We start from the raw sequence: 26478 nt of genomic DNA on the forward strand, positions 1-26478 counted from the left end.
CTCCTTTTTATTTCCTTTGAATAAGGTGTATATTGTAACAATTATGTTCAATTAGCGACATATTAGTTACACTATTTTCAATTCACTTTCTAAATCAATATTATTTTATGGGCAATTTTATTCTTATTCCGATTCTGTTTATCGGATTCGTTATTCTTCTCTTGTCGTTTTTTGTCGTAAAACAACAAACGGCTTTAATTGTGGAACGTTTTGGAAGGTTTCACAGTGTTAGAAATTCAGGTCTGCAAATGAAGATTCCTTTGGTAGACCGAATTGCAGGTCGGGTTAGTTTGAAAATCACTCAGCTCGACGTCATCGTTGAAACCAAAACCCTGGATGATGTATTTGTTAAACTAAAGATCTCCGTACAATACGTTGTTATAAAGAGCAAGGTATACGAAGCCTTTTATAAATTGGAATATCCCCACGAACAAATTACGTCTTATGTATTTGATGTAGTACGTGCCGAAGTACCCAAAATGAAACTCGATGATGTCTTTGTGAAAAAAGACGATATCGCCATCGCTGTAAAGGCAGAGCTGCAGGATGCTATGCTGGATTATGGGTATGATATTATCAAAACCCTGGTGACCGATATAGATCCGGATTCTCAGGTAAAAGCAGCTATGAACCGAATTAACGCATCTGAAAGAGAAAAAATCGCGGCTCAATTTGAAGGAGATGCCGCACGTATTCTTATCGTTGAGAAGGCTAAGGCCGAAGCGGAAAGTAAAAGATTGCAGGGACAGGGTATTGCCGACCAGAGGAGAGAAATTGCCCGTGGTCTTGAGGAATCTGTTGAGGTCCTCAATAAGGTAGGGATCAATTCGCAGGAAGCTTCTGCCCTTATCGTGGTTACACAACACTACGATACCTTACAGGCCATTGGAGAGGAAACTAATACTAATCTTATCCTTCTTCCCAATTCACCCCAAGCCGGAAGTGATATGCTAAACAACATGGTTGCCTCATTTACAGCGAGTAATATGATAGGGGAGGCAATGAAAAAAGATTCTCCAAAAAAAAATAAGGAGTAGCCTCTTAATTTCTTAAATAAATAAACCTGAAGCCAACTAGTTTCAGGTTTTTTTATTTTTTAGTCCTTAGAAGCAGCATTCTGCGTTTAAGGGCTTTCTACGCACTTTCAGTAGTGATACCACATTCTCCTCCAGCTAACTTTTAAAATCCCGCTATATAAGTTCCTGTGGAGGCGATTTTAATATAATATACCTATTGTTTTATTTTTTTAAATAGTATTTATCTATTTATTGTTTTTGGGCGATTTTAGCCCAGCTATCCCTGAGAGGAACCGTTCTGTTAAAAACTAAGTTTCCCGGTTTCGAATCCCTATCAACATTAAAGTAACCTATTCTCTGGAACTGAAAGTGATCCTCTATTTTTGCAGAAGAAAGGCTTGGTTCAACATAGGCTGAAATGACCTTCAGAGAATCGGGATTAATAAAATCCATAAATTCCTTATCCTTATGGGTGTCAGGTGATTCATCGGTAAAAAGCCTATCGTACAGGCGTACTTCTGCCTCTATTGCATGAGGAACAGATACCCAGTGCAAAGTTCCCTTTACTTTTCGAAGGCTTTCTTCGGTACCGCTTCCGCTTTTGCTTTTTGGATCATAAGTGCATTGGATCTCCACAATATTTCCATCTGCGTCTTTACTACAACTTTCGGCTTTGATGATATAGCCACTCTTTAACCGTACTTCCCCTCCTAATTTCAGGCGGAAGAACTTTCTGTTGGCCTCTTCCTTGAAATCGCCTTTTTCAATGTAGAGTTCCCGGCTAAAAGGAATTTCTCTGTGTCCGGCCGACTCATCCTCAGGGTTATTTTCTGTTTGCAACCATTCGGTATTTTCCTTTGGATAGTTGGTAATCACCACCTTTACAGGATCCAATACAGCCATTACCCTGGGTGCTTTTTTATTGAGATCTTCCCGCACATGAAATTCAAGTAAAGAAACATCTACAAGATTTTCTCTTTTGGCAATCCCGATCGTATCCGCAAAATTGCGTATCGCCTCCGAGGTATATCCCCTTCGTCTAAGGCCTGATATGGTAGGCATCCTTGGGTCATCCCATCCCTTGACTATTTTTTGGTCAACCAGTTGAAGTAGTTTTCTTTTACTGACAACGGTATGACTTAAATTCCTCCGAGCAAACTCCCTCTGTTTTGGCCTGATCTTCTTTTTATCTGCTACCTGGTCCAGAAACCAATCGTATAATTCCCTGTGAGGAGCAAATTCCAGGGTGCACAAAGAATGTGAAACCTGCTCAATATAATCGCTCTCCCCATGCGTCCAATCGTACATCGGATAAATACACCAATCGGTATTTGTGCGATGATGTGCCTTGTGCAGGATGCGATACATGATGGGATCACGCATCAGCATGTTTGATGCAGCCATATCGATCTTAGCCCTTAGTACGTGACTTCCCTCGGGGTATTTGCCTTCCTTCATCCCGGCGAACAATTCAAGGTTTTCTTCCGTACTTCGATCCCGGTATGGGCTGTTAGTTCCGGGCTCTGTAGGAGTTCCCTTTTGAAAGGCCATATCTTCAGACGACTGGCTGTCTACATAGGCTTTTCCTTCTTTGATGAGCTGAACTGCCCAGTCGTAAAGCTGCTGAAAGTAGTCGGATGCATAACACTCCTGGTCCCAATTAAAGCCCAGCCAACTGACATCCTTTTTGATAGCGTCTACAAATTCTTTTTCTTCCTTTACCGGGTTGGTATCGTCAAACCTAAGGTTTACCGGGGCTGAATAACGCAACCCCAGCCCAAAATTCAGGCAAATAGAACTTGCATGTCCTATGTGGAGATAGCCGTTAGGTTCCGGGGGAAACCGAAAACGCAATTGGCTTTTCGGAAATCCGGCTGCCAGGTCTTCCTCCACGATATGTTCAATAAAATTCAGCGCTTTATTTTCTTCGCTCATTCCCTGTGTTTAGAAGCCGCAAAGTTAAGAAAAATGGGGGTATCAGGCCTATAAAAAAGCCTATCCATACAAATAGAGCCATTTCACAACATATTTAATCAGGCCCACAACATTAAATTCTCCCCCCAGTATTTATATGACATATTTGTTAATGAATACTATGGGATTTAGAAAAACTGGTGGAAATGAAGAGAAGTTAGCCAGAGTAGTCCCCCAAAACTACGCCCACTTATGAAAACAAAATTATTCTACAACATTCGGGTTTTGCTGTTGCCGGTCTTCCTACTAGTCCTGAGCAATATGCATTCCCAGGTACTCAACGCCCCGGTTGCTGCGCCAAACCAGACCCCGCCGCCAGGATCTACACCCTGGAATAAGGCATGTGCTTCCTCATCTTTTAACGATTACTGGGTAAGATTTACCTGGAACCCACCTATGGTTAACACGGATAATGAATTTATTCTAGAACTCTCAGACCCTGATGGGGACTTCAGTAGTCCGGTTGAACTGGCGAGGGATGGAAGTAAAAATCTTGTTTTTGACTTCTATATGCAATTCGCCATCCCAACAGATACCCGTGGTGAAAATTACCGGCTTAGAGTGCGAAGTACGAGTCCGGCCGTTACAAGTCCGGCTTCAGATCCTTATCCTATGTACTACATCAGCGTTAATACGGGGTTGACCATTAGACCGCAAGGTCAGGCCGACTTTGGGGATGGGACAGCAGAAGTATGTGATGGTAACTCAATTACCCTTGAGGTTTATGGCCTGCCGAATGCCGATACATACTCTTACAACTGGTATCGTTCGGGAACATTGCTTTCTGAAAAATCGGAATCGATCACCGTTACTTCATCAGGCATGTATAACGTAGAAATTGATTACGGAGCTTGTTCGGGCTCAGGTAATACCCTATCCAATATAATAGATGTAACCACAGGCACAAGCCTGGGTATTGCAATAAATCCTCCGGCCAAAACCGATCTGTGTTCTGGCGAAACCCTGCCCCTGGAGGCCAATATCAACAATTCCAGTCTTACATACACCTGGTATAAAGATGGGGCAGTGATTCCGTCTTCAGACAATTATATATATACAGTAGATGCATCTACCCCCGGTTTTGAGGGAGATTATCAGGTAGAGATCTTCGGGCCCGGAGCGTGTATTGAGCGCTCTGCAGTAGTTACCATTACCAATGCAGGTAATTTTACTGTCACAAGAAATAATCCAGCCAATGTAGTATTGCTGCCTGGACAAAACACAACATTAAGTGTCACTACTGATGCTTCCTCCCCAACTTACCAATGGTATAGGAATGGGAGTCCGGTTGCGGGAGCTACATCATCGAGCCTCCTCGTCAACGATACGGAAACGGGAAGCTATTTTGCCAGGGTTACCCTGAGCGGTGGTGCCTGTACCTCAACTTCGGTTGATTCGGAAGTTACTGAAGTAGTTACCCCAGCATCATTTGAAATAGTTGTTGACTATGCTACCTCTTATGTGGCTTGTGAAAATACAAGTATTGTCCTTGAGGTTACTACAATAAATGCCATAGATTCAGGGGGTAACAGTACTGATGTTACCAGCTCTGTGATCAATGATTTTACCTATCAATGGAAAAGAGACGGAATTGATGTGGCCGGAGAAACAGCTAGCTCTATCAGTCTGACCAACCCTGCCGAAAACGGTGCATATGCACTGGATGGAGATATTGGTACTTATTCGAGTACCTCTAATTCATTAAGTGTTCAATTATTAGTCAATGAAACCCTTACAATAACCAGTACAGGTACGGTAAACTGCGGACCAGCAGAGCCAATTATCATAAGCACTACTACTGACCTGAATGGTGAAACTTTTACCTGGAATCAAAACGGAGTTGACATGGGCGTTGCCACGCCTGAACTTTCAGTTACCGAAGCGGGAACATACCAATTGGTATTGATGAGGAACGGCTGTCCTCTGCCGTCTAATGAAATCGTTATTACTCCTTTTGATGAGGATCTAATTGTCCTCGATCCCGGGGCTGACATCGTCTTTCCCGAAGGAGGTTCCAGAACTGTAACCGCTAGCGGGGGGACAAGTTATCGCTGGTTAGACAGCAACAATGTAGAAATGAGCAACAGCGACTCCATGACCTTTTCTGAAGAAGGAGATTATACGCTGGTTGCCTCCGTAGGCAATTGTCAGGTAATAAGAGATGTAAGTGTGACCTATCTGGACACTTTCAGGGTGCCCAATGTGATTACCGTAAATGGTGATGGGGTCAATGATCAGTGGATCATTCCAAACTCTTATTCCTACCAATCAGATGTGAATGTTATCATATATAATGAAAAAGGCGTTGAAGTCCTGAATGAATTTAACTATCAAAATAACTGGCCTTCCTCTTCGGTCACCTTTGCGAAGCAGAACATGGTGTTCTTCTACAAAATAAGGAACGGAGGCGAAGTCCTTAAACAAGGAACTATTACTGTTATACGTTAACCCAACCAATGAAACCAAAAATTTCCCTCTTATTGCTCTTATGCGTGATGGCCTTTCTGGGTGTAAATGCCCAGGATGAAAATCCGTTTATTACGTATGATGTGCCATCTCAGAACCTGCTGAAGTTCAATAGGTTTCTGATCAATCCAACCTTTTCCACGGTAAGGGAAAACAAGTCGTACATCAACCTCTTACACAGAAATCAGTCGGTCACCTTTGACGATAACAATCAGACCTATTTTCTGAGTTATAGTGGGCGGATGAACGACCGTACCGGATTGGGTCTGAGTTTATATACTCAAAGGGAGGGTATAGTAAGCAACTACGGAATACTCGCCAATTATGCCTATGGGGTAAAACTCAGTGATAAAAGTAATTTTACCTTTGGTGCCAATGTCTCCTATTACAACAGTGGATTTGATGAGAACCGGGCCAACCCCGTGGAAAACGATCCTCTGTTAAATGGTTTCCAGGATGTATCCCTTCTTTCTTTTCAACCCGGATTCAACCTTTCCTACGGCAAATTCGACATTGGAATGTTTGCTGAAAACCTTTTTGATTACAACCTGAAATCACAAGAGTCTGTATCCGACTTTAAAGACAAGACTTTTTCGGGCCATTTACAATATACCCATCAGTTTGAAAATGCTTCCGGTATCCTTGAAAATGCCCGACTCATGCCGCTGGCCAGAGCCAGGAAAGTAGGGCAGGACGACTTTGTCCTTGGGGGAAATCTTATCCTTGACCTCCCTAAACTAGGATGGGTACAAGGGGGTTATGATAGTTTTTACGGAGCTTCTGCCGGAGTTGGATTTAATCTGAACAAAAGACTATCTATTGGTTATACAATGGAAAAAGGCCTATCCAACAACTTTGACAATTTTGGGGTAACACACGAACTCTCCTTTGCTTATTCTATTACACCTAACCTTACCGAGGACCGGGTAATGCTAGAAGATTCAGAAGAGGCTCTCGCTCAGAATGAGGAAGACCCGAATAATCTACTTGATGAGAATCTGACCGATAAAGACGAAGAAATAGAAGAGTTGAAACGACGCCTGGCAGAAAATGATGCTATCCTCGCAGAATTGATGTACAGACAGGATTCTATCGAAAGCAATCGACAGAAAGATCTGGAAGATCGCTTTGAAAGAGTTATGCGAATGGTGCGAAGAGAGACTGCCGGTGACAGGCCTGATCTGGAAAAACGTGCTGAGGAAATGTACTTTATTAACAATGACAAGTCGGCCCTGGCTCAGGAAACTACGGATCCTAAAGAGTTTAAAACCGATCAGTATAAACAAAAAGAGCCCGCTGCTGTTATTGAAAAACAACAGACGCAGGATGTGGTAGCACAGGTGAAGAAGTCGCGTGAAACACCCAAAAGAACTCAGACTACATCAGGGGTTAAAAGCAGAAAGTTCCGTGATCTCAAAGGAGTTCAGGACGGATATTATGTTGTTGCCAATGTTTACAAAGACGAGCATTACCTCAACAAATTTGTTGACGCTATGACCGAGGAAGGCTTTCCGGCCAACTATATCAAAAATCCTGACAATGGGCTTAAATATGTTTACCTGCAGCGATTTGACAGCTGGAAAGAAGCTGAAGAAGCCTACCATACAAAGCTCGGAGGCAACTATGCCGGGGATCTTTGGGTGATGAATGTGCAAAACCGATATAGAAACGATACCTATCTGGCCAATGCTAACAAGATCAAAGAACGCTCTTCTGAATTCGGTACAGATGTACTGCAAAAGAACGTTGTTGTTCAGGACAAAGTAGCGGCAAATATCCCGGATGAACAAGATCCCGGACTGTACGGCGGCAATACAGATTATTATATAATTGCCAATGTCTTTGCCAATCCGAACAATGCAAAAAGATTCGTAAGACTACTTAATTCCAGGGGCTTAAGTGCCAGTTACTTTGTGAATCCTAAAAATAAATACCGATATGTATATTTAAAGAAACACAACTCCTGGAATAACGCCTTAATAACCTACTACTCAAAACTCAATGACGCTTATAATGACAAGATGTGGATTATGCGCGTCACCCCAAATCTAATAGCTTAAATGAGACCGAACTTTACCCGAAAAATACTGCTTGTTTGTTTAGTCCTTTTTTCATTTTTGGGCTATGCTCAGGAATTTACCCCTTTTACTATTCGATACCAGAATAATATAAAGGGTGACCTGACATTTATTGCAAACAACATCGTAAACCGTGACGGAGGAACTGGAAGTACAGAACCCGAAGATCCGTATAACGCAACCGGCAACTCTTCTACCTACAATGACTGGTTAAATCAACAGTATATTGATGTAGACAGCGATCCCACTACTTTTAGCTCGAGTTCTGCCACTTTCGCCTTCCCCAATCCAAATTGTAACCTGATCAGGTACGCAGGACTATATTGGTCCGCAACCTATCCCAGTGAGCAGGCTGGGCAGGCCCTGGGAACCAATCGTCAGAATGATTTTAATCAGGTAAAACTCATGGTGCCCGGTGGCGCCTATGTGGATATTACCGCCGATCAGATATTATATGATGGTTTCACCAGTGGAGACCCTTCTGTAACCCAGAATAGTCCTTATGCCTGTTATGCAGACGTAACTGGGCTGATAACTGCACTTGCAGATCCTTCAGGGGATTATACGGTGGCCAATGTGCGTTCTGTTGTGGGCTCACTTTCTCCGGGCGGTGGTGCAGCTGCCGGATGGACCCTGGTAATCGTTTACGAAAACCCTACCCTCACTGGAAAATTAATTACAACTTTTGATGGTTTTGCCCGTGTACGTAGTGCAAATCCTACCGTAGACATTAATTACAGCGGTTTTAATACAATTCCCGCCGGGCCAGTAAGGGCAAATATCGGTGCTGCAGCCCTTGAAGGAGATAACAGAATTACCGGTGATAGAATGAGGATTAGTGCTGCAAGCATCCCTGGGTTTACCACTATCAGTAATGGAGTAAATCCTGCCAACAACTTTTTTAACAGTAATATTACACTGGATGGAGCAATTACTACCAACAGGAACCCTAATAGTGTAAACACCCTGGGTTACGATACAGATATGTTCTTGTTGAACAACCCATTAAACTCTGTCATTCCCAACTCGGAAACCGCGGCAACCTTCAGGTTTACCTCCAGTGGAGATCAGTATTATCCTTTCTTCAACTCCTTTAATATTGAAATTATTGAGCCCAATATCGTCGTTGAAAAAACGGTAGAAGATATTGCAGGTAATGATATAACCGGTCAAGGTGTTAATTTAGGACAGCTTCTGGATTATGTGCTGGCCTTTCAGAATATAGGGAACGACGATGCCACCAACTATGTGCTTCGAGATATCCTCCCCATAAATGTAACAATTGATGAATCAAACCTGGTCTTGCCACCCGGGGTCACTTATGTATACGACCCTGTTGCTCACGAAATTTCATTTAACATCCCGGATAATATTGTTGAAGAAGGAGACCCCGTAAGGGAGATCAGAATGCGGGTGCAGGTGGCTGAAAATTGCTTCGACTTTGTCGATGCTTGTACAGACCAGATCCCAAACCAGGCTTATTCAACCTACCAGGGGGTAATCAACAATAACGTGATTACCGATGATCCCTCCGTATCTGATTTTGACAGCTGCGGATTTGTTACCCCCGGGGCAACCAACTTCCTTCTCGATGACCTGGAAAGTTGTGATTATAGCAGAACTGTACAGCTTTGTGGAGACGATGTATTGCTCGACGCCGGAGATAATTTTGACAGCTATGTCTGGTACATTGATGAAAATATGGACGGATTGATCGATGCGGGTGATACCATAATTGACGATGGGGACCCGGATAATGATCCAAGTACACAATTAGTTACTGAGGTTGGAATGTACATCGTTGACAAGATCATCGCCGATCCCTGTAAAGGATTTCAGGAGATCATAACAGTAGAAAACTTTGGGGCTACCCAGACCAATCCTATAATCGATCTTATCAATGACACTTCCAATACTGTTGAGGGAGAGGTAGTCACCTGTCCTAATGACGGAGAACTTTTGCCTAAAGTCTTCTTGTGCGGACTTAATGATACCGAATTAATCCAGATAAACATCCCTGATGCGGATAGCATTGAATGGGAGCAATTAGATACCGCCAGTTGTTCTTCAGCAGGAGCTGATTGTGCGAATAAAAATTCGGGCTGTACCTGGAATAATGTGGGGAATGGTAATAACTTCCTCGCCTCTGATGCGGGGGAATATCGTTTGATTATCAACTATCAGAACGGTTGTTTTACCCGGTTCTACTTTAATATTTTTAAGAATCCCCTTAATCCCCAGGCCAATGTTACAGACCTTATCTGTACCTCTCCTGGTAACATCACCGTTACCAATATGCCTGTCGATTACGAATATCAATTACTAGACGCTACCAATGGAAATATCCTGGTACCGTACAGCTCAAATAACGGCCCCAGCTTTACCATCAACAGCAATGGAGCATATACCGTAGAAATGCGCCAGCAAGGAGTTACGGGTGGATGTATTTTCAGATTGGAAAACATTGGAGTATTAACCCGTGATTTTCAGGTAGATATTACTACCACTGATACGGACTGTAATGGGCTGGGCGAAATTTCCATTTCCGTCCTGGATGTAGAGCCTCAATATTACTACGAAATATCCCAGGGAGGAACCACCGTCGATACATTTGGACCAAGTGCAGATAACAATTACACGTTTGTCAACCTAAATGATGGGGTATACGATGTATTGGTAACTACAGATGATGGGTGTAATTATACAGAACAGGTCACTATAAACGATCTTACAGATCTTGATCTTACAGCAACTATATCACAACACATAAGCTGTCGGGAAGGAAATATTCAAATGAATTCTACAGGGGGACAAACACCTCATACCTATGCCATTTGGTCTTATGTTGATGAATTGGGAAATACGGTTACTTCTTACACAAACCCAAGTGATATCCCCCCCTCGGAGTTTCAATCAAGTGTGATTTTCGATATTTTAGATCCGGGGGATTACACTTTTGTTGTTGTTGACAGAAATAATTGTTTTGCTTTTTCTAATACGGTTACCATAGTTTTGGTGCCTTCTATTGAATACGATCCTACTACAGTTATCGACGAAACTTGTTTTGGCGCCGCGGATGGATCTATTAGTTGGAATCTAACCAACACGAATGGATATCAGCTAACTTTCTACCTTCTCGATGAGAATGGTGTTGAAATCGCTAATAATTCTTCCGGGATATTTACAGGGCTAGCACAGGGTGATTACACAGTTCGCCTCAATCAGAGAAAGGGAGGTTCCTCCTGTGATTTCTTCGAAGATTATACCATTTCAGGGCCCACTAATGGTGTAACCTCAACAGCTGTGTTGATTCAGGACTATAGCTGTACTCAGTTTGGCATTATTGAAGCTCAGGGCACTACCGGAGGAACAGCTCCTTATGAATTTAGCATAGACGGCGTAAATTTTGTTTCAGGTGCCGGTGCGGAAACATTCTCCGGCCTAACAGATGGCACATATACAATAACTGTCAGAGACGCTAATGGATGTCTTTTAGTTACGAATCCGGTAGTGGTAAGTCCACTGGATGTTCCTACTGATATCAGCTTCTCGGCGACTACTCCAAACTGTCCTACCCTAACGTCTGATGTTGCCCTATCAGTAACCGGAGGTGTAGGGGCAATTACCTATGACATGATCGCGCCTGCGGTTATAAATAATGGGAACAATAATGTATTTGCCGGACTTAGTCCGGATACCTATACCTTTAGGGTTACAGATGCCAATGGTTGTTTTTATGAAGAAAATTACACCATTGCGCCTGTTGTGCCTATTCAGGTTAATGGAACATTAGTAAGCAATGTTACTTGTTTTGGGGGATCTGATGGCGAAGTCGAATATAATGTCAGTGGTTTTGGTGGCACATATGCTTATACAATTAACGGAGGTGCAGCAGTAACCGGCCAGTCGGCTAATACTGTTAACCTTAGTGGACTTGCCGCTGGGGATTATACTATCATTGTTACTGATGAAACTACAAACTGTACCGATACAGATACCATCACGGTAAGTGAACCCGCAACGGCACTGTCGTTCACTTTTACAACAACACCTCTTACCTGTTCTTCGGATGCTTCTGCAACCATCACCGCAAGCGGTGGATGGGGCGGATACTCATATGAGTTAGAACAGCCCGACACTTCAGTGGTGGGACCACAGGGTAGTAATGTGTTCTCTGGCTTAAGTCAGACCGGAACCTATACAATAACACTAACCGATTCTGAGGGTTGCGTTGTTACCGATACGTTTGTAATCAGCGCACCGGGAATTCCAACCCTTACCCTGGATCCGGATACCGACCTGTGTTATGATCCTTCAACAGGGGTAACCCTTAATGCGAATGTTAGCGGGGGAATTGCTCCTTATGCTTACAGTCTAAACGGAGGGGCAAATCAGAGCTCAAATGTTTTCGCCAACTTAACTCCGGGTGCATATACCGTTGTGGTAACCGATTCTTATGGGTGTACTGCTACTTCAAATACCGTAACCATTGAGCCTCAGCTCACTGTTAGCGGCATATTAACAAAAGAACTCGATTGTACCGTATCTCCGGATGCAGTAATTGATATTACCATCAATGGGGGATATGCTCCGTTTAGTTATCAGGTGAATGGTGGGGCCAGTAACGCAGTTGTGGGTAATACTTTTACCTATACAACGGCAACAGACGGCTCTTTTACCTTCCTTATCACCGATTCTGAAGGCTGTACGGCCCAAACCACAATGGTTGTGGATCCAATTACAAACCCGGTAGCTACGCATACTTTTACAGATCCAACCTGTGACAGCAATGCTGATGGTACCGTTAATATTATTATTGACCCTAACTTTGGAACAGCTCCTTACCAGGTAGATTTTGACGGGGCCGGATTTACAAATCAGACTTCTTATAGCAATCTGGCCGCAGGGACCTATAACTATACGGTTCGCGACAGCAAATCCTGTACCTATACAGGAAGTGTCACCCTTACGGCTCCTAACCCTATTTCGGCAGATGCAGTAGTTATCCAAGCCTATACTTGTCTCCAAACCGCAAGTATACAGGCGCAAAATATTACAGGAGGAACTCCCGGATATACCTACAGCATTGATGGAGTAACATTCCAGGCTTCTGATACCTTTACCGGACTTACGGATGGCTCATACACTATTACTATAATGGACAGCAACGGCTGTACTTTTGTAACTGCAAGTGCAGTGGTGCCTCCTTTAGATCCACCTACAGACATTTCCTTTGTGGCAACCCCTCCCAACTGTCCGGCAGAAACTTCGGATGTAACCTTAACAGTAACCGGGGGAATAGGGTCTATTACCTATGAAATTATCGCGCCTGCCGCAGTAAACAATGGGAATAGCAATTTGTTTACCAATCTTGCCCCTGATACCTATACTTTCCGGGTAACAGATAGTTATGGATGTACCTACGATGAGAATTATACTATTAATCCAGTAACCAAGGTTCAGGTTGCCGGCGTATTGGTAAGTAATGCGTCTTGTGTTGGAGCTTCAGATGGGGCTATAGATTTTGCGGTAAGCGACTTTACAGCTACTTATGCCTATACAGTTAATGGAGGAGCTGCAGTAACCGGGCAGTCGGCTGCAACCATAAATCTAACAGGGCTAGCCGCTGGAAATTATACCATCGTCGTCACTGATGAGACGACGAACTGTACGGACACGGATACCATCACAGTTAATGAGCCGGCATTGCCATTGGCATTTACCTTTGTAGTGACTCCTTTAACCTGTACTACAGATGCCAGCGTAACTATCACCGCCACCGACGGATGGGGCGGATATACCTACGAACTCGAACAACCCGATACAACGGTACTTGGACCACAAGCAGGAAATTCTTTCTTTGGTCTTAATCAATTGGGTACTTATACAATTAACGTCACCGATGCCGGCGGATGCACCGTTACAGACACTTTTGATATCGTTACGCCTGCAAATCCTGTCGCAAGCATAGATCCTGCTTCAGATCTGTGTTATTCCTCTACCAGCCTTGCAACAGTAGTAGTTGGGGCTGCCGGAGGCCTGGCTCCTTATTATTACAGTATCAACGGCGGACCAACGCAAACGTCTAATACATTCCCTGACCTGATCCCGGGCAGCTACACCTTTACAGTGATCGATTCTAACGGATGTACCGATGATGTTCTTCAGGACATTGAGCCTCAACTTACAGCTACTGCTACACTTACAAAAGACCTTGATTGTTCTGTTTCGCCAGATGCAGTAATCGATGTAACAACCTCTGGTGGCTATAGCCCGTATTCTTACGAAATTGACATCGACGGAGCCGGTTATGTCGCTTATGGTGGTGGTTTCCCTTATGTGACATCTGCTGCAGGCACCTACCAATTCAGGGTGACTGATAATGAAGGCTGTGTTGGAGAATCGAACGTGATTACTGTAACACCTGCAGTAGATCCGTTTGCGACAGCAACGGCAACTGATCCCACCTGTAATGGAGATACAAATGGAATTGTAGAGATCAATGTAGATCCAAATTTTGGTATCTCTCCTTATGTCATCAGTTTTGACGGATCAGCATTTACCGCTCAGACAGTTTATACCGGTCTGGCAGCTGGAACTTACAATTATACGGTCAGAGATGACAAAGGCTGTACTTATACCGATAGCGTTACTCTTAACGATCCTGTCCTTTTCGACGCTAACGTTGTGCCTACAGATGTTTCCTGTGGTCCTGGTGGCGATATTCCTGGAAGGATTGACATCAACATTACTAGTGGAGGAGTGGCCAATTTTACTTATACGCTCTATGATAATTCAAACAATATTGTTGTCACAACAGGGCCTAATCCTATTGTTAACACCCCATCTACAACAGCAACTTTTGACGGTCTTTTATTCGGAGATTATTACGTCCGGATTATAGATGCTAATGGATGTGAGTATTACGAGAACCCTGTAAGGATCAGAGCAAATCCATTCCTTACACTAAATGCTGGTACAGCCATAGTTGATTGTCCTACAGGGGGAACGGTTGAATTGTCTGCCGATGGGGGATCGGGTGATTATACCTTTACAATCTATGGAACGGCCATAGGCCCAACTACAGAGGTGCCCGGTGGTCCGTTAGAAGAGATTGCAACCTTTACCGGGTTGAATTCGGGTCAAACATATATCTTCCAGGCAATCGATAATGTTAGTGGTTGTTCCAGCTATGTGGAAGAAACTATTCCGACGCTTTCCAGCATTGATGTGGTAGCGACTCCTACGGTTACCGACGTACTGTGTTTTGGTGATACCAACGGAAGTATCACTTTCCAGATCGAAGGTTTTGATCCAACTGTAACTGATATTAATTACAGTGTTTTGGAGACGCTAACCAATAATCCTGCTTCGGGTCCCGGTGTGTATACCGGTACTGCGACAGGTCCTGCTGGTGGTCCCACAGGATCAGTGACTATTAACGACATTGTCCCAGGAGATTATATCCTGTATTTTGAAGAGGTTGGCGGAACTCAGTGTTCTAACACATATGCATTCAGAATCCTGGAGCCAACTCCTATTTCGCTTAACCTCGTTGATAACAACAATGCCAATTGTAACGAGGATGCGCAGGTAACCGTATTAGCCAGTGGTGGTACAGGAGCACTTACTTATGCTTTTGTGGAAGATGGCGTGGCGCCTCTCCCTGGTGATTTTACTGCCAGTAACTACGCAGAATTAGATCCGGCTGTAAATACAGACTGGGATGTTTACGCCCAGGATGCAAGCGGATGTATTTCGCCTGTACTGGATGTAGTTATAGCCTCTGATCCTGAACCCTTTATTTCTGCTGCGGTACTCAATCAGTGTGCGGCTGACGAGGGCAACTTTATAGTACGTGTAACCCTGGACGTTGCTGGGGTAGGGCCTTATAACATCAGTGTAAATGGTGGTGCTTACCAGTCGACTACCCTGACTAATGCAGGCGACTTTGTTGACTTTACCGGACTTACCTCAGGGAACTACACTTTTGAAGTAAGAGACTCTAATAGCTGTGGTAATTCGGATAATGTAGTGATCTATGCCCCTGCTTCACTTTCTGCTGAAGCCCAGGTGCAACCCAATTGTTTTGCCAATGATGGGCGGATACTACTTACACCTTATGGTGGCTCAGGAGTTTACACCTATGAATTGTTCCTTGGAGCCGTTAGCCAGGGCCCACCACAATTATCGCCTTTATTTATAAATCTTGCCCCGGGATTATATACTGCTTATGTATATGACAGTCTTGTTGCGGGATGTGGATCTTCGGTCAATATTGAACTGGAAGTGCCTGCTTCAGTATCATTTACACCCGCACAGACCAATGTTTCTTGTGTCGGTGGTAGTGATGGCACTGTTACAGCTATTTTGGATCCTGGAATGGATAATCCTCCCTACGTATATGAATTGTATGATAGCACCGGCCTCTTTTTGCTTGCCGGCCCACAATCAAATAATACTTTCACCGGATTAGCTGCAGGAGATTACGAATTATTGGTGCGTTCTTCCAGATTATGTGAAGACCGTGTCGCCATTACCATCACGGAGCCATTAGCAGTAGACGTAACGGCAACTGCAACAGATTTTGCCTGTGATGCCAGTAATTCTGTAACCCAGGCAGTCATTACTGCCGTTGGTGCAGATGGTACGGCCCCATACACCTATAGCATTGATGGGGTGAATTTCTTTAGCAGCAACACCTTCAACATCAACGATACGGGAGTAGTCCAAAATATTACCGTAACGATCCGTGACAATAATGGGTGTACAGATACAGATCTGGTTACTATCAACCCATTGCCAACGATTAGCGATGTTTCTGTTGCTCAGATCACGGCAATTACATGTTCAAATGACGAAATAGCGCGGGTTACTGTTACCGGTGGATCAGGAGATTTTGATTTTGATCTTCTGCCATTAGGATCAGTACCAACGATATCTCCAGGTGCCGGTATTTATACTGCTGATTTCACCCTTACTGCTCCCGGAGACTATGTTTTCAGAGTAACAGACAATGTAACAGGATGCTACTTTACGTCTGCTCCTTATACCATTGCCCCATATGATATTATAGAAGCCGTAGCTACAGCAGTTACTCCGGTAACCTGTTTCGGGGATACCGATGGAGAACTGTCTATACAGGTCAATAATTACCTCGGAAATTATACCTACCAAATCTTTGATGACACAGCTACGCCAATCACAGGTGTGATAGGAACGGATACCTCTGTGAACCCCAGAACGATTTCAGGACTGCCTGCAGGCAATCTCTACGTTGAGGTGATTGCAACAGACACTCCATTCTGTGATGATATTTCCAATACGGTAACTATCGGTTCACCAAGTGCTCCGGTTGCTGTTTCTGTAGTATCTAATATCAATGCGAATTGTAATATAGGTGCTCAGCTTACCGTACAGGGAGCTGGTGGAACACCGGGCTATACCTATGCCTTTATGCCTACAGGAAACATTCCTGTCCCGGCTGACTATACGGCTAGCGCCAGCGCTGTCCTCACACCAGCTGTGTATCCGGCAGATTATGACGTCTATGTTCAGGATACGAACGGATGTAGCACTTTCATTACGGTAACCGTTAATGAAGATCCGCTGCCAACAGTAACTGCGCCTGCTTATGCAACAGACCAGTGTGCGTCAACCGGAAATTCATATACTTTTACTGTTGTTGGTACTGGTGTGGCCCCACTTGAGTACAGTGTTGGCGCCGGATTCCAGTCGAGCGCTACCATTACGGTTTCTGCTCCGGGTACATATACCGTAACCGTTAGAGATGCCAATGGGTGTACAGATACAGATACGATCACTATTTTACCTCCTTTAAGCCTTACTCCGGATGTAGTTGTACAGCCATCTTGTGCCCTTAATGATGGAGAGATCCTGATCACTGCTAGTGGTGGATCCGGCAGTTACGAATACGACCTTCTTGATGGAGGTGGAATTAGCGTTATCGGAGGTATCCCTCAGGCTTCAAGTACCTTTACCGGACTTGCTCCTGATACATATACGGCAATCGTTTACGATATTTCAGGATCGGGATGTGATGCCCAGGCTACTATTACCCTGGAATCTCCTACGCCTGTAACATTTACTTACAGCAAGGAAGATGTTTCCTGTAACGGAGGCAGCGATGGATCAATCAACGTGAGTCTTGACCCGTCAAATGACAATCCTCCTTATACCTATACCCTCGATGATGGAACAAATCCTCCTGTGGTACAGTCGAGCCCTATTTTCAGTGGTCTGGTTGCCGGAACTTATGATATTACAGTTACCTCAGACAGGAATTGTATCCGTACTGAAACTGTAGTCATTGACGAACCTCTGCCTTTGGCGGTAACAGCTACTGCTACCAGCTTTGCCTGTAATCCGGACAATTCAGTTGCTCAGGCGGTGATCACTGCAGTGGCCACAGACGGTACAACTCCATATTCTTACAGTATAGACGGTGTTAATTTCTTTAGCAGCAATACCTTCAACATCAACGATACGGGTGTGGTTCAGAACATCACTGTAACTGTCAGGGACGACAACGGTTGTATTGCTACGGATATGGTTACTATCGATCCGCTTAATGTGTTTACCGCTAGTGTAAGTCAGGTTACAGCAATTTCTTGTGCCAATCCTGAACAAGTACTGATTACAATCAGTGATGATAGCAACCCTGCTAATACATATACCATTGTTGCTCTACCCGTAGGTAATCCGGATGCAACTCAGACTGCTACTCCAACTAATGTAACGGCCGAGTATGACCTGACTGCTGTTGGAACATATGTTTTCCGTGTCACGGATGATGCCACTGGTTGTTATTTTGACACCGCTCCTTACGAAGTGTTGCCTTACGACCTGATCGATGTAGTGGCCACCGCTACTGCGCCGGTTGTATGTTTCGGTGATTCTAATGGAGCGCTGCAAATCGATGTGACAGGCTATACAGGAACATATAATTATGAAATATTCACCAGTGCCGGTGTTTCTACGGGAATAAGTGGTGCCGGAGACACGGCTACCAACCCGGCAACTATCAATGGATTGCCTGCCGGAAATTACTTTGTCAGGATTACGGAAACTGCTCTGCCTCTTTGTACAGAGGATTCGAATATTATTACTATTGTTTCGCCAAGCTCAGCGCTTACTGCGACCATTAGTGAAGTGGCTAACGTAACCTGTACCAATGATCAGGGTGAGATCCTTGTTGATCCATCTGGGGGATATCCTCCTTATGATGTCGTATTGACTAATACGACTACCTCACAGGTTTATACTGTGAACGGGGTAAATAGTCAATCCTTTACGGGTCTTTCTGCTGGAAATTACACTGTTGACATAACCGATGCCGGCGGATGCGTGTTGAATGATGTTATTACGCTTGTTCAGCCTACACCGATCACCGCAGATATTACAGGCGCACCTCTTGTGCTTACCTGTTACGGCGATACCAATGCCACTGTATCTGCTGTCAATGTTGTCGGTGGGCAGGGCGTATATCAATATCAATTAAACTATTACGATCCTACCGGAACCGTAATCGATTTCACCAGCGGAGGACAAACCAGTCCTGTGTTTGACAACCTGGGTGCCGGAATATACAGCATTACCGTATCAGACGGGTGGAACTGCGATGTGGAAACCGTACAGGTAACCATTAGCGAGCCTTCTGATGTGGAAAGCAGCCTTATTGAGGCATCTATGCTGACTTGTACCAACAATGCTCAGATCACCCTTTCTGCTACCGGAGGAACCGGACCTTATCAGTACAGTACTGACAATGTTGTCTTCTCGCCCATGTCTGGCGGAAATACACATACCTTCTCCGTTGGAGCTGGTGTATATCAGTACTATGTAAGGGACTCATTCGGTTGTGAGGCGAATATCAGTAACCAGGTTAGCATTGACGCTGTTCCGCCGCTTATGATAAACCTCGACCTCAGCGCTGCTGTGATCAACTGTACCGGGGAAGCTACTGCAACTATTATTGCTGAGGCTACGGGCGGACTTGGAAACTACCAGTATGAATTGTATTCAGATGCAGCCTTGTCGGTATTACTTGCAGGGCCTCAGGCTAGCGATACCTTCAGCGGTCTCAATGCCGGAAGTTATTACATCAGGGTAACCAGTGGAGATTGTGTGGAGGTAACTAATGAGATTCTTATTACCGATCCTCTTCCATTACAGGTAGATCGCCAGGAATTTACAAACGTAACCTGTGCAGGAGAAGCCGATGGAACAATTACCGTTGAAGTATCTGGAGGAACTGGAAATATTCTATACGCTATTTCCCCTAACCTGAACCAGTTTGATACAGTCAATTATTTCGACCGACTTGCTCCTGGTGTTTACGATGTGATCGCACAGGATGTAAATGGGTGTTTTATCCCATTCCAGTTTACAATCACAGAACCTGCTCCGGTTGCTGCAACAGCTACTGCGCAGCCTGAGATCTGTGCCGGAAGTGAGGATGGTACCATAACTGTTAATGTATCGGGAGGTACAGCGCCTTACCGAACTGCATTGAATACCACTGTGGATTCGGCCTTTGTTCAAGACCAGTTCTTTTACTCAGACCTGGCTGCAGGTACTTATGTAGTATTCATCAGGGATGCTCAGGATTGTGAAACCAACGTAATCGTCGAAATAGAGCCGGGAGTAAATCTGAATGGTATTGTTGAGCCCGTATACGAGTGTACAGGAAATATTCCGGACAACTATATCAATATTGCTATGGATGATCCATCTGTACTTGGTTCCATCATGTATGCTCTTGATTCTACCGATCCTTCGGATATGCAGTTGAATCCTGACTTTACGAATATAGCTCCGGGATCACATTATATAGCGATTTCACACGCCAATGGTTGTGTTCTGACGCTTGATTTTGAGATCGATAGCTTTGAGCCCCTGACTCTCGTGCTTGAGCAAAATAATATTAATGAGATCACTGCAATTGCAGCAGGAGGATCACCACCGTATACTTTCTATTTTAACAATGACGATAACGGTGAAGACAATACATATTACATCACTGAGACTGCAACGCATACCGTAAGGGTGGTAGATAGTCTTGGATGTGAGATGGAAGCCCAGATCTTTATGGAATTTATCGATATTGAAATTCCCAACTTCTTTACCCCTGACGGGGATGGAATGAACGATCTGTGGTTGCCGCGAAATATGGAAGGCTTCCCTGAGATACTAATCAAAATATTTGACCGTTATGGTAGGGAGATCACCGTCATGTCGATAGACCATACCGGATGGGACGGAATGTACAAAGGATCAGAACTGCCTACCGGAGATTACTGGTACGTTGTAAAACTTAACGGTGAGAGAGATGACAGAGAATTTGTGGGACATTTTACGCTCTACAGATAGGAGAATTTAACTGAAGCTAATATGCGTAAGTCGATCGTTTTAGGAATAATAATGTTGAGCGTAATGTTCGTTAAGGGACAGGAGCTTACCCTGCCACAGCTGTCTCAGTATCTGGCAGATAACCCTTTTGTGATGTCTCCGACATATGCAGGGATAGGGGATCATATCAAGGTTCGAATCAATGGACTTACTCAATGGGTGGGTATCGAAGACGCTCCTGATACCCAGTCCCTGGCAGCCGACGCCAGAATCGGGAACAAATCAGGTCTCGGAATGCTGTTATACAACGATAGTAACGGAGAGACAAAACAGCGGGGGGCCAGATTGTCTTTTGCTCACCATTTAACGCTCGACCGTTATGACGACGAGTTTGTGTCCTTCGGGATCTCCTATAACTTCAATCAATTCAGGATAGACATTGAAAATTTTGACGGTCCCGACCCCAATGTTACTGACGACAGGGCAACTACCAATCACAATTTTGATGTAGGGGTGCTGTACAGAAAAGACAAGTTCTATTTTAGTCTCAATGCTTCAAACCTTTTGGATAAGGACCTTTCTAATTTTAATCCCGTTTTTGAGCCAAACCGCCTGCGGAACTACTACGTATACACCGGATATCGTTATACAAAAAATAAAAACAGCAGATTGGAAATAGAGCCCTCTGTATTCTTTCAATGGTTTGAAAGTGACGGTCGATCTGTAACCGACCTCAATGTAAAGTTTCGCTGGTATGATTTTGAAGATTACTACTATGCGGGGGTTACTTATCGATTCCTGAATGATCAGATCGGTAATCCACTTTACATCGCCCCGATTATGGGCCTTAAAAAGAGTAATTTCTATTTTGGGTATTCCTACCAGATTATTCTTAATGAAATCCTTGGTTTTAGTACAGGTACCCACGTAGTAACACTTGGGGTAGACCTCTTCCAGGGGCTTAGTAATTGTCGCTGCACCTACTAGATTAAAGTGTTTTTGGGTTACCTTTGCCCGAGAATCAGTTGCATTGGATACAGTAAGCCTAAACAACATCAGACTATACGCCTATCACGGATGTTTACCCGAAGAAACCCGCATTGGATCTGATTACAGGGTGGATATCAAGGTAAAAGCCTCCCTGGAGAAAGCCGCCATATCCGACTTATTGGTTGACACTGCCGACTATGTGACTATTCACCATATCGCAAAAGAGGAAATGAAGATTCCTTCCAAACTTCTCGAACATGTAGCAAAGCGAATAGCGGATAGAATCCTGAAGGAAATCCCTATTGTTGAGAGCGGAAAAGTAAAGGTGGCTAAGATCAATCCACCAATAGGGGGTGATGTGGCTTCCGTCTCGATAAGCTATTCATTTTCTCGATAAGCAGAAGGTAAATTCCGTGTTTTTCAGAGTCTTAATTCTTATCTTTGCAAGTAGACAATGGCATTGTGGTCGAATTGGATAGACGGAGCTGCGCAACAGCTTTTATGGTGGTTCGAGTCCACCCGATGCCTCTTCGTTTTACGCATTATTTAAGTAACGCACTAAATTAAGGCAGTGCAAAATGCGTGATGTTTCCATCTTATTTTTGTAAATTTGCTGCTTTGCAAAGGCATCGTGGCCGAGTGGCTAGGCACAGCTCTGCAAAAGCTTGTACAGCGGTTCGAATCCGCTCGATGCCTCAAAAATACCCCGTTTATCAGAGCGGGGTTTTTTTATTGGTCTTCGGCCTCTTTTATCAATTCTATGCCTTTTTCTATATTGAACTTGTCTTTGGGGAGGAATCCCTTTACAATAAGCACAACTCCGCAGATAACTAAAATAACACCAAGGCCTTTTTTTACAAGGCGTATTCTCTTTGGTGTAAGTTTTCGTTTTAGTTGCTTCGCAAGGAGAATCTTAAAGATGTCGGTGATAAGATAGGCGATGAGCATGGTAGAAAAAAATACCATTATCCTGTTCGGGTCATTGTCGAGGCTGGGACCCACTATAATGATTACCCCAAGCCAGAAAACAAGTACGCCTATATTAATAAAATTGAGTAAAAAACCCTTTATAAACAGCCCCAGGTATCCCGTTTTACTTGTATGCACATCGGTTTTGTCCTGTGCGGGAGCCTTGTTAAAGAGAATGGTGATGGCATAGACCAGAAGGATTACACCTCCGAAAACATATAATCCGGGTTGGTTGCTTAGGTTTTCCAGGAGTTGAAAGCTACTGAAGTAGGCGATTGTAAGGAATAGGATGTCGGCTATTATAACACCAATATCAAAGACCAGACCGGCCCTGAAACCTTTGGTTGCGCTGGTTTCCAGAAGAACAAAGAACACCGGCCCGATCATAAAACTCAGGAAAAATCCGAGTGGTATCGCTGCCTGAATGTCTTCAACCATTGCTTTAGAATTACATTCGTTCTATTTTGCCTCCAAATACTGTCTTTTCCTCCATTTTATCAGGATCTCCATAAACATAAACAGTTCCGCCTGCCTTCACACTCACTTTTACGTAAGACGTGGCATTTATTTCAGCTGATGAACCTGCGTTTACATTTACCGTGGTAAACTTAGTTTTAAAGTCTTTGCCTTTATAAACGCCCCCTGTATTGATCTGAACATCCTGATTGTCTGAGTTTCCAACCGCATTGATCACTCCTCCGGTTACAGCTTTTATCAGTAGTTGTTCAACCTCAGCCTGAGCGTTGATCTCTCCGCCTTCCTGAGCTTTGAGTTCCAATATATCCTGGTTGATGGTTTCTTTAGTTGTAATTCTTGCGTCTTCATTTACATCTATAACCATCAGATCATCAGTATAATACAAGTCGATAAATGTCCTGTAACCGCTGAAAAGCTTAACGATCTCCATTCGAACCTTCAGTACTCCGCCTGAATTAACAAAAGCTACTTTGGAAGTATTTGCCCCGGTGATCACAGCCTGATTTTTATCGGAGCGGATTAAATTTACAGAAAGGCCATCGTAGACCTTCACTTCTGAAAATGCATCCAGATTCTGTGTTACCTTCCCTTCCTGCGCCTGCAGGTTAACCTGGCATATAAAAAGTAGTAAAATCAACTTTTTCATCTGCTATTCTCTTAGGATATCCTATAAAGAACGGATAAATATTTGAAAACTTGCTAAGCTTTCCCCAGAAGACTAAAATCGAGGTGTCTTTTTACAAGATCTGTATCCTTAACCATAACACGGACTTCATCGCCTAACTGATAAACCTTTTTTCTCCGTTCTCCTACTAAGGCGTATTGCTTTTCATCAAAGGTATAATAATCGTCTTTTATATCCCGGATCCTGACCATTCCTTCGCATTTATTCTCAATAATCTCCACATAAATACCCCATTCGGTAACCCCGGAAATAACACCCACAAACTCCTGGTCTTTATGGTCCTGCATAAATTTGATCTGCATGTATTTAATGGAATCCCTCTCGGCGCTCGACGCCAGATATTCCATGTCTGAAGAATGTTTACACTTCTCCTCGACAGATTCCGCATTTACCGACTTTCCTCCCTCGAGATAATGTTGCAGTAAACGATGTACTATTACGTCGGGATATCGACGGATTGGAGAGGTAAAATGACTGTAGTAATCGAAGGCGAGGCCGTAATGACCAATATTATCCGTGGTGTATATCGCTTTACTCATACTTCTTATAGCCAGGGTGTCGACCAGATTCTGTTCCTTCTGCCCTTTTACATCCTCAAGAAGCTTATTTAAGGAAGCGCTAACGGTCTTTTTGTTGTTGAAGTTAAGCTTGTGTCCAAACTTTGATATAATGCCGTTTAAAGCCATTAATTTGTCTTCGTTGGGTTCATCATGGACCCGGTAGACAAAAGTCTTCTTGGGTTTTTGCTTCCCGATAAAGGCCGCTACTTTTCTGTTAGCCAACAGCATAAATTCCTCTATGAGTTTATTTGCCGCTTTAGCCTCTTTAAAATAAACACTTAGCGGTTCATTTTCTTCATTGAGATTGAACTTAACTTCCAGTTTATCAAATGAAATGGCGCCAGCATTCATGCGCCTTTCACGCATGATTTCGGCTAACGAATTTAGTTTTAGTACCGCCTCCTTTATCTCCTCAGAAACTGAATAAGCCTTCCCTCTTATTGAAACATCCCCACTGATATCCCGGCTTTTGTTTTCAATAATATACTGTGCCTCTTCATAAGCAAAACGTTCATCAGAATGAATCGCAGTTCTGCCAAACCATTCACTTTTTACCTGGGCCTTGTCATCAATCTCAAAAATCGCCGAAAAAGTATATTTATCTTCCTTAGGCCGCAATGAACAGGCGTTGTTAGACAGGATTTCAGGTAACATTGGGACCACCCTATCTACCAGATATACCGAAGTTGCCCTTTCGTAAGCTTCTTCATCCAATATACTATCAGGAGTGACATAATAAGAAACATCCGCAATATGAATGCCTACTTCATAGTTTCCGTTGGGAAGTTTCTGGAAGGACAAGGCATCATCAAAATCCTTTGCATCCCTGGGATCGATCGTAAAGGTGAGAACATCCCTCATATCCCTTCTTCTCGAAACTTCTTCTTCTTTAATTGCCGTATCCAACTTGTTGGCGTAGTGGTCCACCTCTTTTGGAAAATGATAAGGAAGGCCGTATTCGGCAAGGATGGCATGAATTTCTGTATTGTGTAATCCGGGAAGACCTAAAACTTCAACTACTTTCCCGGTTGGTGAGTCTGCATCTTCTTCCCATGAAAGTATCTCAACAATCACCTTTTCTCCATCCTTTGCCTTCCCCACAAGGTTGATCGGAACAAAAATGTCTGTATACATCTTATGATCCGTAGGCCGGACAAATGCAAATGATTTATGTAAATCAAATATTCCTACAAAATTGTTCTTTTTCCTTTTCAGGATATTAACAACTTCTCCTTCCAGTTTATTGGATTTTCGTTTTGGCTTCACCAGAACTTCTACAATGTCCCCATCAAAAGCCCGGTTGATCTTATTGTTCGATATAAAAATATCATCATCCAGGCCGTCAACTATTACATAAGCATTTCCTCTGGCTGTAACTTCAATCTTACCTTGGTGTAGTATTTTATTTTCCAGGGACTTGTACTTACCTTTCTCAAATTCCCTGATTCTCTCTTTTGCTTTAAGCTGACCTAACCTCTTAATAAGTATATTTCTTCCTTCGGTATCGTTTATTTCTAGTTTTGATGCAATCTGCTTGTAATTAAAACTTTTGTTGGGCTCTTTTTCCAGGACTTCAAATATTCCTCTTGTTATCTCGTTCTTTCTATGTTGATTAGCCCTTTTTTTCTTCTTGGTCATTCAATATTAATTTGGGCGCAAAATTACGAATTATAATCCACTGACTGCTTATTGAGGTCGACAGATGCCAACTCTTTATCTATTTGTTAACATATATAGATACATATTTACTTTTTTAATTTAAATAATTTAAAAAAATGGGTATGATGATAGCTTGTTAACTCTGGGGATAAAAAAGTGTTCTATAATTTGTAATGAACAACTTCTTTACTTTATAACTAAGTTTTCAAGTATAGATTACACTATAAATAAGT

10 protein-coding genes and 2 tRNA genes are annotated in these 26478 nt (G+C 43.4%); 8 read left to right on the forward strand and 4 right to left on the reverse strand.

Annotated features, from left to right (window positions below):
- Window positions 1-107 precede the first annotated feature (107 nt).
- Complete coding sequence (locus AB8P51_RS06145; RefSeq protein WP_369747914.1) at window positions 108-1037, forward strand: SPFH domain-containing protein; 930 nt, start codon at window positions 108-110, stop codon at window positions 1035-1037.
- A gap of 228 nt (window positions 1038-1265) precedes the next feature.
- Here AB8P51_RS06145 and AB8P51_RS06150 read toward each other — a convergent pair whose 3' ends face one another.
- Window positions 1266-2951: a glutamine--tRNA ligase/YqeY domain fusion protein gene (locus tag AB8P51_RS06150; RefSeq protein ID WP_369747915.1), complete on the reverse strand. Its 1686-nt coding sequence runs from the start codon at window positions 2949-2951 to the stop codon at window positions 1266-1268.
- Window positions 2952-3182: 231 nt separating this feature from the next.
- On the opposite strand from AB8P51_RS06150, the gene AB8P51_RS06155 reads away from it, so the two are divergent.
- The 7 genes from AB8P51_RS06155 to AB8P51_RS06185 all read left to right on the forward strand — a co-directional run bounded on the left by AB8P51_RS06155 (window position 3183) and on the right by AB8P51_RS06185 (window position 22591).
- Window positions 3183-5438: a gliding motility-associated C-terminal domain-containing protein gene (locus AB8P51_RS06155; protein ID WP_369747916.1), complete on the forward strand. Its 2256-nt coding sequence runs from the start codon at window positions 3183-3185 to the stop codon at window positions 5436-5438.
- A gap of 8 nt (window positions 5439-5446) precedes the next feature.
- Window positions 5447-7516, forward strand: a complete 2070-nt coding sequence (locus AB8P51_RS06160; RefSeq protein WP_369747917.1) for a PorP/SprF family type IX secretion system membrane protein — start codon at window positions 5447-5449, stop codon at window positions 7514-7516.
- A complete protein-coding gene (locus tag AB8P51_RS06165) occupies window positions 7517-20926 on the forward strand; it encodes a T9SS type B sorting domain-containing protein (RefSeq protein WP_369747918.1) in 13410 nt (4469 codons plus the stop codon). It begins immediately after the preceding gene.
- Between the two features lie 21 nt (window positions 20927-20947).
- Window positions 20948-21892, forward strand: a complete 945-nt coding sequence (locus AB8P51_RS06170) for a type IX secretion system membrane protein PorP/SprF (RefSeq protein ID WP_369747919.1) — start codon at window positions 20948-20950, stop codon at window positions 21890-21892.
- 43 nt (window positions 21893-21935) lie between these two features.
- A complete protein-coding gene (gene folB / locus AB8P51_RS06175) occupies window positions 21936-22292 on the forward strand; it encodes a dihydroneopterin aldolase (protein WP_369747920.1) in 357 nt (118 codons plus the stop codon).
- Window positions 22293-22351: 59 nt separating this feature from the next.
- Window positions 22352-22423 (forward strand) — tRNA-Cys (locus AB8P51_RS06180).
- 97 nt (window positions 22424-22520) lie between these two features.
- Window positions 22521-22591: transfer RNA gene (locus tag AB8P51_RS06185), tRNA-Cys, on the forward strand.
- Between the two features lie 33 nt (window positions 22592-22624).
- Here AB8P51_RS06185 and AB8P51_RS06190 read toward each other — a convergent pair.
- From AB8P51_RS06190 to rnr, 3 genes are read right to left on the reverse strand one after another with little or no spacing between them, the layout of a single operon-like run.
- Window positions 22625-23302, reverse strand: a complete 678-nt coding sequence (locus tag AB8P51_RS06190; protein WP_369747921.1) for a LysE family translocator — start codon at window positions 23300-23302, stop codon at window positions 22625-22627.
- A 10-nt stretch (window positions 23303-23312) separates the two neighbouring features.
- The gene (locus AB8P51_RS06195; protein ID WP_369747922.1) at window positions 23313-23987 is read right to left on the reverse strand and encodes a head GIN domain-containing protein; all 675 of its coding nucleotides are present in this window, start codon (window positions 23985-23987) and stop codon (window positions 23313-23315) included.
- Window positions 23988-24040: 53 nt separating this feature from the next.
- Window positions 24041-26224: a ribonuclease R gene (rnr, locus tag AB8P51_RS06200; RefSeq protein ID WP_369747923.1), complete on the reverse strand. Its 2184-nt coding sequence runs from the start codon at window positions 26222-26224 to the stop codon at window positions 24041-24043.
- Between the last annotated feature and the right edge of the window lie 254 nt (window positions 26225-26478).

This window comes from Muriicola sp. SD30 (assembly GCF_041205185.1).
Classification (GTDB): domain Bacteria; phylum Bacteroidota; class Bacteroidia; order Flavobacteriales; family Flavobacteriaceae; genus Muriicola.

Excerpts from the sequence above, each read along its gene's own strand:
- AB8P51_RS06165 (WP_369747918.1), top strand. The coding sequence starts at position 7,517 with ATGAGACCGAACTTTACCCGAAAAATACTGCTTGTTTGTTTAGTCCTT.
- AB8P51_RS06190 (WP_369747921.1), bottom strand. The coding sequence starts at position 23,302 with ATGGTTGAAGACATTCAGGCAGCGATACCACTCGGATTTTTCCTGAGT.
- AB8P51_RS06195 (WP_369747922.1), bottom strand. The coding sequence starts at position 23,987 with ATGAAAAAGTTGATTTTACTACTTTTTATATGCCAGGTTAACCTGCAG.
- rnr (WP_369747923.1), bottom strand. The coding sequence starts at position 26,224 with ATGACCAAGAAGAAAAAAAGGGCTAATCAACATAGAAAGAACGAGATA.
- AB8P51_RS06145 (WP_369747914.1), top strand. The coding sequence starts at position 108 with ATGGGCAATTTTATTCTTATTCCGATTCTGTTTATCGGATTCGTTATT.
- AB8P51_RS06170 (WP_369747919.1), top strand. The coding sequence starts at position 20,948 with ATGCGTAAGTCGATCGTTTTAGGAATAATAATGTTGAGCGTAATGTTC.
- AB8P51_RS06155 (WP_369747916.1), top strand. The coding sequence starts at position 3,183 with ATGAAAACAAAATTATTCTACAACATTCGGGTTTTGCTGTTGCCGGTC.
- AB8P51_RS06160 (WP_369747917.1), top strand. The coding sequence starts at position 5,447 with ATGAAACCAAAAATTTCCCTCTTATTGCTCTTATGCGTGATGGCCTTT.
- AB8P51_RS06150 (WP_369747915.1), bottom strand. The coding sequence starts at position 2,951 with ATGAGCGAAGAAAATAAAGCGCTGAATTTTATTGAACATATCGTGGAG.